General features: G+C 70.9%; 11 protein-coding genes. 1 reads left to right on the plus strand and 10 read right to left on the minus strand.

Annotated features, from left to right (window positions below; genetic code table 11):
* Positions 1-211 precede the first annotated feature (211 nt).
* From G6031_RS16685 to G6031_RS16720, 8 genes are all read right to left on the minus strand, one after another.
* A complete protein-coding gene (locus G6031_RS16685) occupies positions 212-1,042 on the minus strand; it encodes a DegV family protein (RefSeq protein WP_182645494.1) in 831 nt (276 codons plus the stop codon).
* Positions 1,039-1,740, minus strand: coding sequence for a histidine phosphatase family protein (locus G6031_RS16690; protein WP_182609839.1), 702 nt, complete (start codon positions 1,738-1,740; stop codon positions 1,039-1,041). Before G6031_RS16690 ends, G6031_RS16685 begins: the two co-directional genes overlap by 4 nt.
* Before the next feature lie 7 nt (positions 1,741-1,747).
* Positions 1,748-2,191, minus strand: a complete 444-nt coding sequence (gene rsfS, locus G6031_RS16695; protein ID WP_182609840.1) for a ribosome silencing factor — start codon at positions 2,189-2,191, stop codon at positions 1,748-1,750.
* On the minus strand, positions 2,188-2,904 hold the full coding sequence (nadD, locus tag G6031_RS16700; protein WP_179524945.1) for a nicotinate-nucleotide adenylyltransferase: 717 nt from the start codon (positions 2,902-2,904) through the stop codon (positions 2,188-2,190). The genes rsfS and nadD overlap by 4 nt, the downstream gene beginning before the upstream one ends.
* Positions 2,905-2,960: 56 nt before the next feature.
* The gene (locus G6031_RS16705) at positions 2,961-4,391 is read right to left on the minus strand and encodes a VWA domain-containing protein (protein ID WP_182653872.1); all 1,431 of its coding nucleotides are present in this window, start codon (positions 4,389-4,391) and stop codon (positions 2,961-2,963) included.
* Between the two features lie 27 nt (positions 4,392-4,418).
* Positions 4,419-5,300, minus strand: coding sequence for a MoxR family ATPase (locus G6031_RS16710; protein ID WP_179524943.1), 882 nt, complete (start codon positions 5,298-5,300; stop codon positions 4,419-4,421).
* A 58-nt stretch (positions 5,301-5,358) separates the two neighbouring features.
* The gene (locus G6031_RS16715) at positions 5,359-6,615 is read right to left on the minus strand and encodes a glutamate-5-semialdehyde dehydrogenase (protein ID WP_182653875.1); all 1,257 of its coding nucleotides are present in this window, start codon (positions 6,613-6,615) and stop codon (positions 5,359-5,361) included.
* 116 nt (positions 6,616-6,731) lie between these two features.
* Positions 6,732-7,616: an SDR family NAD(P)-dependent oxidoreductase gene (locus G6031_RS16720; protein WP_182653873.1), complete on the minus strand. Its 885-nt coding sequence runs from the start codon at positions 7,614-7,616 to the stop codon at positions 6,732-6,734.
* A gap of 169 nt (positions 7,617-7,785) precedes the next feature.
* Here G6031_RS16720 and G6031_RS16725 point away from each other — a divergent pair, with 169 nt between their 5' ends.
* Positions 7,786-9,228: a glutamate decarboxylase gene (locus G6031_RS16725; protein ID WP_182638726.1), complete on the plus strand. Its 1,443-nt coding sequence runs from the start codon at positions 7,786-7,788 to the stop codon at positions 9,226-9,228.
* Between the two features lie 38 nt (positions 9,229-9,266).
* Here the strand turns inward: G6031_RS16725 and G6031_RS16730 are convergent, their stop codons facing one another.
* Both G6031_RS16730 and G6031_RS16735 read right to left on the minus strand, forming a co-directional pair.
* Positions 9,267-9,878: a class I SAM-dependent methyltransferase gene (locus G6031_RS16730; RefSeq protein ID WP_182638724.1), complete on the minus strand. Its 612-nt coding sequence runs from the start codon at positions 9,876-9,878 to the stop codon at positions 9,267-9,269.
* 42 nt (positions 9,879-9,920) lie between these two features.
* The gene (locus G6031_RS16735; protein ID WP_182653874.1) at positions 9,921-10,964 is read right to left on the minus strand and encodes a serine hydrolase domain-containing protein; all 1,044 of its coding nucleotides are present in this window, start codon (positions 10,962-10,964) and stop codon (positions 9,921-9,923) included.
* Positions 10,965-11,138: the final 174 nt, after the last annotated feature.

Below are 11,138 nucleotides of genomic sequence, written 5' to 3' on the forward strand. Positions count from 1 at the left end.
GCGGGCGGCACGCGTACGGGTCTCGCCCCGTCCGGATCCGCGTCGGCCCGGGGAACGGACGCCGGGCCCGCCGGCGCGGTCACACTCGAGAGCCGGTGGAGCGCGGCCTCGCGGGCGGGATCACCGGGGTCCGCGGGACGGGTCCGGGTGTCGGGGAACATGGGCCGACGCTAGCCCGGCGGGGGCCACTCCCGGACCCCGCGGAGGTCTCTCAGTCGTCGTCCTGTGGAGAGACCGGGGGGATGGGGAATGCGGTGTCGACGAGATCGGTCACCGAGACCCCCACGGTCCCGGGCCCCAGGTGCCAGGCCAGGACCTCGTCGAACTCGACGACGAGAACCCGCTCGGGGAACGGGGTCTCCTTGCGGATCTCGGTGGCCATCTCCCGGGCCCGCTCCAGTGCCTCGTGCTGGTGGACGACCACCAGGACGTCGCCCCGGCCGACCTCGTCGCGCAGCAGCGCGCGCAACCTCTCGTGGGCCTTGGTCGTGGTCCTGGCCTTGGCCGCCAGGTCGACCGAACCACCACGCAGCACGATGATCGGGCGCATGGCCAGCGCGCTGCCGAAGAGGGCGGCGACGGCGCTGATCCGGCCACCACGGCGCAGACTCTCCAACGACTCCAGAGCGGCGAAGGTGGACGCTCCCCGGCAGATCCGCTCGGCGAGTTCGTAGGTGGCGGACAGGCCGAGCCCGTTGTTCGCCGCCCAGGCGCACTGGGCCACCGCGGCGCCGAACGCCATCCCGGCGCACCTGGAGTCCGAGACCAGGACGCGACCGCCGAATCTCGTGGCCGCGTCGGCGGCGGACTCCCACGTGCGGGAGAGATCACGTGAGAGGTGGACGGAGACGATGCCCGTGCAGTCCGGATCGTCGAGGAGTTCCTGGTAGATCGCCGACAGTTCGTCCGGGGTCACCGCGGCCGTCGAGACCGCCCGGTCCCCCTCCTCGACCACGTGGAGGCCCACCACGGTGATGCCGAACTCGCGGACCCACTCCTCGGGGAGGTCGGCACTCGAGTCGGTGACCAGGCGGATGGTCATGGCTGCACCACCGGGGGCGTGAGACCGGCATTCCACTGGTCGAGTCGCCAGAGCACGTCGCGGGCCCCCTCGGTCGTCGGCCCGATCTCCGGGGTCGCGGACTGCCCGCTCCAGGACGACCCGGGCCGCGGGTGCGCGGACAGCTGCACCCAACAGGTGTTCCCGAGACCGTTGAAGATCGGGTACTGCTCGACCGGCAGCTCGATCAGAGCGGCGGTGAGGGCGGCGATCGCCCCCCCGTGGGCCACGAGGACCGCCGGGTGCTCGTTCCACCCCGGCGAGGCGTCCACGAGTTCGTCGACCACCTGGCGGGTCCGCCGGGCCACGTCGAGCCGGCTCTCCCCCTCCGGCGGGGACCACCGTGGGGTGCTGCGCCACCGCATCCGCGCATCGGGCCACAGCTCGTCGACCTCGGAATGGCTCATCCCCTGCCACGTGCCCAGGTGGGTCTCGCGCAGGCGCGGGTCGGTCCGGACGTCGAGCCCGACCTCCGAGGCCAGTGCCCGGGCCGTCTCGCGTGCCCGCTGCAGGTCGGAGGAGAGGATCGTCCACGGTCGACGGTGTGCGAGGGCGCGACCGACCGCGTGGGCCTGTTGGACGCCGAGTTCGCTGAGCTCGGTGTCCAACTGGCCCTGCATCCGCAGCGAGGCGTTGTAGTGCGTCTGACCGTGACGCAGCAGGATGAGACGACGGGTCACCGCGGTGTCAGAGCCCCTGATCCCGCTGCGGCTCCTCCGGCGCGAGCGAGTCGTCGGCGCCGCTCGTCGCGGACTCCGGCCGCCCGGAGGTCTCGACGCCCTCGATCTCCACGACCGGGCAGTCCTTCCACAGACGGTCGAGCGAGTAGTAGTCGCGCTCGTCGACGTGCTGGACATGGACGACCACCTCGTTGTAGTCGAGCAGCGCCCAGCGCCCCTCGCGAGTGCCCTCCCGACGCAGCGGCTTGTGCCCCGCCTCGCGGAGCTTGTCCTCGATCTCGTCGACGACGGCGTTGACCTGACGTTCGGTCTCGGCCGAGGCCAGGACGAAGCAGTCGGTGATGATGAGTTGGCCGGAGACGTCGAGCACGACGATGTCCGTGGCCAGCTTCTCGTCTGCGGCGCGGGCGGCGATGCCCGCCATGTCCAGGGCCTCGGGGCTAGCGGTCACTGATGGTTCTCCTCCGTGTGGTGGTCGGTGGGGACGAGCTCGCGGTGTGCCGGAGCCGTCGCGGCGGGGGTCCCGTCGAGCCTGGTGGAGCCCTCGGGGCGGTAGAGGTTGCGTTTGGCGATGTACTGGACGACCCCGTCGGGGACGAGGTACCAGACCGGGGCGTCCTCGGCCGCACGCCGTCGGCACTCGGTCGAGGAGATGGCCAGCGCGGGGATCTCGAGCAGGTGCACGCGGCCGTCACCGATCTGAGCGAGATGCGTGTCGGACAACTCGAAGCCGGGGCGCGAGACCCCGACGAAGGTGGCGAGCTCGAACATCTCCTCCCAGCCGCGCCAGGTCAGGATCTTCTCCAACGCGTCCGCGCCGGTGATGAAGAACAGCTCGACGCCGGGGTTCTGTCGCAACAGGTCCCTGAGGGTGTCGACGGTGAAGGTGGGGCCCCGCCGGTCGATGTCCACGCGACTGACGGAGAACCGGGGGTTGGAGGCCGTCGCGATGACGGTCATGAGATACCGGTCCTCGGCGGGCGAGACGGTACGACCCCGCTTCTGCCACGGCTCCCCGGTGGGGACGAACACCACGTCGTCGAGACCGAAACGGTGGGCGACCTCGCTGGCCGCCACCAGGTGACCGTGATGGATCGGATCGAAGGTCCCGCCCATCACTCCGATGCGGCGTCCGGCGCCCGCGGCGGTCCCCGTCGTGGTCATGGTCGCCGAGTCTATCGGTCCGGCACCACGTTCCGCTCCCTCGCGTGTCCGCGCCCTCACACGGGCAGCAGGCCCGCGACGACCGCCGTGAGCTGCTCGACGTTGCGGCACTCGTGCATGGGGACGTACTGGGAGTACAGCCTGGCCGCCGAGTCACCGGTTCCCCACTGCCTCCTGGGCTCCGGATTGAGCCAGTGGGTGTGCCCGACGCGCTCGCTGACGAACTCGAGCGCCTCCACGGACGGGTCGCGGTAGTTGTTGCGCCCGTCGCCCAGGATGAGCAGCGAACCCGTGCGGGTGAGCGTGTGGGCGTAGCGGTCCGCGAACCCCTCGAGCGCGTGCCCGTAGTCGGAGTGCCCGTCGTAGGTGACGATCGCGGCCTCGCGCACCATCCGGCTCATCGCCGATCCCAGGTCCGACCCGGTCTCGAAGAACGAGGTCACCTCGTCGGTGGTGTCGACGAAGGCGAAGACCCGCACGCGGGAGAACTGCTCACGCAGGGAGTGCACCAGCTGGAGCGTGAAGTGACTGAAGCCGGCCACGGACCCGGAGACGTCGCACAACACCACCACCTCGGGGCGCGCCGGCCGGGGCTTGCGCAGCACCAGCTCCACCGGCACCCCGCCGGTGGACATGGACCGGCGCATCGTCTTGCGCATGTCGATCGCACCCTGTCGGTGACGACGACGCCGCGCGGCCAGGCGACTACCGAGCTGACGTGCGAGGGGACCCACCCGCCGACGCAACGTCTGCAGGTCCTGGTCGTTGGCCCGCAGGAAGTCCACCTGCTCCGCCGCGGGACCCACCGCGTAGTCGGCCACCCGGTCTCGACCCACCGTCTCCGCGGTGCGGCGCCGGGTCTCGTCGGCGACCTCGCGCAGGAAACCCCTGACCATGTCCGCCGCCGAGTTGGCGGCCGCGGATTTCTCGGCGTGGCGCTTGGAACCGTCCGGGTCGAAGGGATCGGCCCCCATCAGGCCGTCGAGGATCTTCTGCATGATCGCGCTGGTGTCCAGTGGACTGAGGGCCTGATAGGCGGAGTAGCGCGGACCGCTCGCCGAGTCGTACGAGCCGAGCTGTTCCACCAGGAGCTCGGCCAACGCCCGGGCCCTGGCCCGCGACTCCTCGGTGTCCTCGAGCAGAAGCGAGGCGATGAGTTCGTTGAGCGCCTCCGGGTCCACCTTGCCGTCGTCGTCCGTCGGGATCTCCACCTCGAGTGCCACCCCGTCCGAGGCGGAGTGCGCCCCGATCGCGGCGGGGAACCACAGGTCGAAGAGCTGGTCGAACACGCCTCGGTGGGTGGGCTTGTGCAGGATCGTGGCGGCGAGCGCCTCTCTGAGCGCCGCACGGTCGAGCAGGTCGATGTGGACCATCGCCGCGGCCGCGTCGACCGCCTCACTCGGCCCCACGGGGATGCCCTTGCGGCGCAGGGCGTCGACGAAGTCGACGAGGTGCCCGGACAACCCGCCGGGCGCACGCGTGGTCATCTCGCCTGACCTCCTGATCGCCGCACGTTAGTTGAGCCGCAGCTCGGCGGCCGCGCGGAGCTGGTCGGACTGGTGCTTGAGCACCACTCCGAGGGTCTGCAGGACCGTCTCGTCGTCGATCGTGTCCAGGCCCAGAGCGACCAGGGTGCGGCCCCAGTCGATGGTCTCGGACACGCTCGGCACCTTCTTGAGCGCCATGGCTCGCAGCACACCGACCACCCGGACCAGTTGCTCGGCCAGCCGGTCGTCGAGCTCCGGCACCCGCGAACCGAGGATCTTGCGCTCCAGTTCGGGGGTCGGGAAATCCAGGTGCAGGTAGAGGCAGCGCCGCTTGAGCGCCTCGGAGAGTTCGCGGGCCGCGTTGGAGGTCAGGACCACGAACGGCTTGCGGACCGCCTGGATCGTCCCGAGCTCGGGGATCGTCACAGCGAAGTCGCTGAGCACCTCGAGCAGCAGGCCCTCGATCTCGATGTCGGCCTTGTCCACCTCGTCGACCAGGAGCACGGTGGGCTCGCTGCGCCGGATGGCGGTGAGCAACGGCCGGGACAGGAGGAACTCCTCCGAGAAGACGTCGTCCCGCGTGGAGTCCCATCCCTCCCCCTGGCCGGCCTGGATGCGCAGGATCTGCTTGGCGTGGTTCCACTCGTACAGGGCCCTGGCCTCGTCGACGCCCTCGTAGCACTGGAGACGGATGAGCTCGGCCTCGGTGGCCGCGGCGACGGCCTTGGCCAGCTCGGTCTTGCCCACGCCCGCCGGCCCCTCGATGAGCAGCGGCTTGCCCAGACGGTCGGCCAGGTACACCACCGTCGCGGTCGAGCGGTCGGCCAGGTAGCCCTGGGCCCCGAGACTCTCGATCACGTGGTCGATGCTCTCGAATGCCGGTCGTTGCGCGGTCCGGGCTCGGTCCATGGGTGGGTCCTTTCGGTGGGAATCGCGTGTAGTGGGCCGTCGACCCGGGTGCCGCGCGTCAGGGACGCACGTGACCCTTGCCGTGGGCGATCCACTTGGTGCTGGTGAGTTCCTCGAGACCCATGGGCCCGCGGGCGTGCAGTTTCTGGGTGGAGATTCCGATCTCGGCGCCGAAGCCGAACATCTCGCCGTCCGTCCACGCGGTGGAGGCGTTGACCATCACCGCGGCCGCGTCGACCCGGGCACAGAACGCGTCGGCCACCTCGATGCTCCGCGTGGCCACCGCCTCGGTGTGTCCCGACGACCAGCGGGCGATGTGGTCGATCGCGGCGTCCACGCCGTCGACCACCTTCAGCGCGATGTCCATGCTCAGGTACTCCTCGCCCCAGTCCACGTCGTCGGCGGGGACGAGTCCCTCGCGGTCGCCGTGCACGGTGACGCCGGCGGACTGCAGTGCCCCCACCACCCGGTCCACGGCGGCGTCGCCGAGGGCCTCGTCGAGCAGCACCGTCTCGGTGGCGTTGCAGACGCTGCAACGGCGGGTCTTGCCGTTGAGCAGCAGCCTGATCGCCTCGTCGAGGTCGGCGTCCCCGTGGATGTAGAGGTGGCAGTTACCGGTGCCGGTCTCGATGGCCGGAACCTTGGCGTTCTCCACCACCGCCTGGATGAGACCCGCGCCACCGCGGGGGATCACCACGTCGACGAGACCGCGCGCCTGGATCAGGTGGGTGACGGACGACCGGTCCGCCGAGGGCAGCAACTGGACCGCCTCCACCGGGAGGTCGTGGCGGGCCAGGACGTCGCGCAGCACCGTCACGAGCGCCTCGTTGGAGTGCCGGGCCGAGCGCGACCCTCGCAGCAGCGCCGCGTTGCCCGACTTGAACGCCAGACCGAACGCGTCGACGGTGACGTTGGGCCGGCCCTCGTAGATCATGCCGATCACGCCCAGCGGCACCCGGACCTGACGCAGCTGCAGACCGTTGGGGCGGGTCGAGCCGCGGGTGACGGTGCCGATCGGGTCCGCCAATGCCGCCACCTGCCTGAGACCGCCGGCGATGCCCTCGATCCGGTCGGCGGTCAGACGGAGGCGATCCAGCATGGCCTCGCCGGTGCCCTCCGCCGCCTGCTCCTCGATATCGCGGGCGTTGGCCCCGAGGATCTCCGCCTGTGCGGCCACCAGGGCGTCGGCCGCCGCCAGCAGGAGCGCGTTCTTGCGTTCCGCGGTGAGAAGTGCCAGGTCACGCGACGCGGCCCGGGCACGCCGGGCCGCGTCGCGGACGGCCTCGCGCGTCGGGTCGTCGGCGGCGTCGCGCATCGGGTCGAGGGCGGGCCGATCGGCGTCCGTCTGGCCGGAGAGGTCGGGGGCGTCGAGGTGGCTCGTGGTCATGAGCGCCAGCTTACCGATGCGACCGGGGAGTCCGACGCGACCTGTCAGACGGCGAGATCAGCCGCGGTCTCGCGCACGGCCAACTCGCGGAAGCGGCGGGCGAGGTCCGGATCGCCGGCGGGCGCGGAGCGCTCGCAGGGTCCCGGCGCCCCGGCGATCTGACGCCACCCCGTCGGGCCGATGTACGAGGCCGGCGGGAGCGTCTCCGTCGCGGCGTACAGGAGAGGTCGCGCCCCGTCTGACGCGGTGGGGACGATCCGTCGACCGAGCAGGTCGAGGACCGCGTTGACCGGCGGGAACGGCGTCGGATCGAGGATCGAGGTGGCGGCGAACCCGGGGTGCGCGAGCTGGACGTCCACCGGCGACCCGGCAGCGTCGAGCCGGTTCTGCAGGTCGAGCCCCCAGAGCATGCACGCGAGTTTGGACTGGGCGTACGCCGCCGCCATGGAGTACGGGCGCCGGCGGAAGTGGGGGTCGGCGAAGTCGATCCGCCCCCTGGCGTGGGCCATCGATGCCGTGATCACGACCCGCTCCCTGATCCGCGGCAGCAACAGCTCGGTGAGCAGGAACGGCCCGAGGACGTTGACACCCAGGTGCAGTTCGAGGCCGTCAGGGGTCTGCCTGCGGGTCCTGCTCATCAGTCCGGCGTTGTCCAGCAGCACGTCGACCGGGTCCGTGTATCCCGCCGCGAAGCCGCGCACGGCGTCGAGGCGGCTCAGGTCGAGTTGGTGGACCTCGGTCGAACCGCCGATCTCCGCCGCCGCCGACTCGCCTTCGGCGCGGGTGAGGGAGGGCAGCACCACGTGGGCACCGCGACGTGCTGTCTCGCGCGCCACCTCCTTGCCGATCCCGCTCGTGCCGCCGGTCACCATGACGGTCTTGCCGCTCAGGTCCGGCAGGCGGTCCACGGTCCACTTCTGCGCGCTCATGGGCACAGTGTGCTGTGACCGCGGGCCGAGCGGGGCCGCTACCGTTCGCGGTGGTGATCACCGCTGTTCAGGCGCAACCCGGGAAGTCGACGACGACCACCTGTGATCGGTGGCACACTCTGAAACCCGATGGGTCACCGCGGGACGAGTTCCGATCCGAGGAGAGACAGTGGCCGAGATCCCTCACACCACCGCTCGTCACACCACAGCGCGTCACACCACTGCGCGTCACACCACCAACGAGGGCGGTGCGTCACTGGACCTCAACTCCGTGTTCGTCCGTCCGGGCGAGGCCACCGAGCTGCCCCGCTTCGAACTGCCGAGGGACCAGTCCCTTCCCGAGACGGCCTACCAGATCGTGCACGACGAGGCGATGCTCGACGGCAACGCGCGGCTCAACCTGGCGACGTTCGTCTCCACGTGGATGGACGACGAGGCCCGGCGCCTGTACGCCGAGACCGTCGACAAGAACATGATCGACAAGGACGAGTACCCCCAGACCGCGGCGATCGAGGAGCGGTGCTGGAGGATGATCGCCGATCTCTGGAACGCGCCCGACGTCGAGCAGTCCATCGGCACCTCGACCATCGGTTCGTCGGAGGCCTGCATGCTGGGCGGGCTCGCGCTCAAGCGACGCTGGCAGGCCGGACGCAGGGCGCGGAACGAGTCAACCGATCGCCCCAACATCGTTCTCTCGACCGCCGTGCAGGTCTGCTGGGAGAAGTTCTGCAACTACTTCGAGGTCGAGCCACGCTGGGTGCCGATCTCGGCGGAGCACCCGATGCTCGACGGCCACGATCTCGAGGAGTACGTGGACGAGAACACCATCGGGGTGGTCGCCATCATGGGAGTCACCTACACGGGTGCCTACGAGCCGGTCGCCGCGATCGCCGGGAAGCTCGACCAGATCGAGGAGGCCACCGGTCTCGACGTCAGGATCCACGTCGACGCCGCGTCCGGCGGCATGGTGGCGCCGTTCTGCCAGCCCGACCTGGAGTGGGACTTCCGCATCGAGCGCGTGGCGTCCATCAACACCTCCGGCCACAAGTACGGTCTCGTCTACCCGGGTGTGGGCTGGATCGTGTGGCGGGACACGGACGCCCTGCCGGAGAGCATGATCTTCCACTGCAGCTACCTCGGCGGCGACATGCCGACCCTGGCGCTGAACTTCTCGCGACCCGGGGCACAGGTCCTCCTGCAGTACTACATGTTCCTCCGGCTCGGCCGGGAGGGCTACCGCCGGGTCCAGCAGGGATCCCTCGACGTCGCGCAGTTCCTGGCCACGGAGATCGGGGGGCTCGGTCCGTTCGAGCTGGTGAGCCGTGGCGACACGATCCCGGTCGTCACCTGGCGGCTCAAGGAGGGGTACACGACGATGTGGACCCTCTACGACCTGTCGGATCGACTCAGGATGAAGGGCTGGCTCGTGCCCGCCTATCCCCTGGCCGACGATCTGTCGCACCTGACCGTGCTTCGCATCGTGGTCCGCGTCGGCCTCGGCCGCGACCTGGCGTCGGCCCTGGTCAAAGATCTCGCCGGCGAGGTGTCGTTCCTCGACGAGCTCGACTCACCGATGCCGCGTAGGGGCGCCGGATCTCACTTCCACCACTGAGAGAGCCGCAGCGAGGGGTCGGGGCGACCGGCCCTGCGCTATCGGCGCACCAGCACGGCCACCATGAAACCGCTGTCGTCGTCGAACGGACGGAGATCCCAGGTCGACCACCGCTGTTCCACCTCCAGCCCCGCCTCGCGGGCGTCGGCGTCGAACTCCTCGCGCGACCACCCGCGGTCGAGACCGAACCCCACCACGAGCCGCCCGTCTCGTCCCTCGACGTCGTCGGACGCCGACACCAGACGTCCGGCGAGATTGGCCAGCACGATGCCGCGGTCGGCCGGGTCGACGAACGCCAGGACGTTACCGGCGGAGACGGCCAGGTCGAACGGTCCGGCCGCCCAGCCCTCCCCTGCGAGATCCGCGACCTCCCAGGAGGCGTCAGGGCACAGCTCCCGCGCCCGTTCGACCAGGTGGGGGTCGAGGTCCACACCGGTGACCCGGTGCCCGCGCTGGTGGAGGTAGGCCCCCGTGCGGCCCTGACCGCACCCCGCGTCGAGGATGCGGGCGCCACGTGGCGCCATCGCATCGATCAGCCGCGCCTCGCCGTCGATGTCCACGCCCTCGGCCACCATGTCGTCCCACCGCTTGGCGTACCGGCGCGAGTGCCCGGGGTCGGCGTCCACGATCGTCTTCCACGTCTGCGTCATGTCACCCAGTATGGCCACGCCGCGCCCCGACCGGTCCCGATGTCACCGCTCCAGCCGCCGCATCAGTCGGAACGCGGTCAGGTCCGCGCCCCGGTTCTGGTTGACGAGGGCGAGGACGACGGTGCCGGTGGCGGGGCTGACGAGGACGACGGACCGGAATCCTCCTGTCCCGCCGTTGTGCCACAGGGTCCGATCCCCCGCACGGTGCCACCCGAGCCCCATCGTCTCCGGCCCTCCCCGTGGCGTGGCATGGGTGAGCCGGATGGCGTCGCCGAGCCCGGTGCTCCCCGGGTCGACCTGTGCGGAGAGGAACCGGACCATGTCCGAGGCCGTGGACCGCAGTGCACCCGCGCCCGCGAATCCGGCCAGGGGCCAGGGATCGGCGGGGCGACGACGGCTCCGGAATCCCACCGCCATCCGCCGACGCTGGTCGGCGGTCATGTGGGCGTCGACCACGGTGTCCACCAACCCGAGCGGACCGCCGACCCGGTCTCGTACGAGGGTGCCGTAGTCCAGACCGGTCGCCGTGGTCATCGCGGTGCCGAGGAGGCCGAATCCGAGATTGGAGTACGCGGGTCCGCCGTCGCCCGGCACGCGCTTCAGCCGCGTCTCACCCAGGCTCCGCAGCACGTCGTCCTCGGTCAGAGCCGCGTACGGGTCGGCGCCGGTGCGCTGATACGCGATGTTCTCCCGGAGCCCGAGACGCACGGGCGACCGCGGGAGCCCGGAGGTGTGGGTCGCGAGGTGTCGCAGCGTGATCTCCACCCCGTCCCGACCCGGGACCTTCACACCGGCCGGGAGTAGCTCCCGGACAGGGGTGTCGAGGCTCCAGTCCCCCCGGATCACGCCGTCCGCGAGCAGGAGCGCGGTGAACGTCTTGGTGATCGACCCGATCTCGAACAGCGTGCGTTCGCCCGGGACCCCTCCGTGGCCGTCATCGCCCCCGGAGGAGATCGACACCTCCCCGTGCGGCCCCCCGCCGAGCACGAGTCCGACCCGCCGACGCGCCAACCGCGCGGTCGCCCTCGCCACGAGCGCCGCGCGGTCGTTCCTCCGGGCCCCCGCCGGTACGTCCTCGCCCTCCATGGCCCCGAGTCAACGGCATCCGGCCGCCCGCCGCATCCTGCGTGTCGGAGCCGTGGTGCACGATGGGCGACATGACCTCCGTTCCCGGCACCTCCGTTCCCGGCGCCGTCTCCACCCCAGGACCCGACCGTCACGCGCTCCGCTCGCGCGCCGACGAACTGTTGGGCGCGCTCG

Source organism: Dietzia sp. CQ4, assembly GCF_014145125.1.
In the GTDB taxonomy this organism is placed as follows: Bacteria; Actinomycetota; Actinomycetes; order Mycobacteriales; family Mycobacteriaceae; genus Dietzia; species Dietzia natronolimnaea.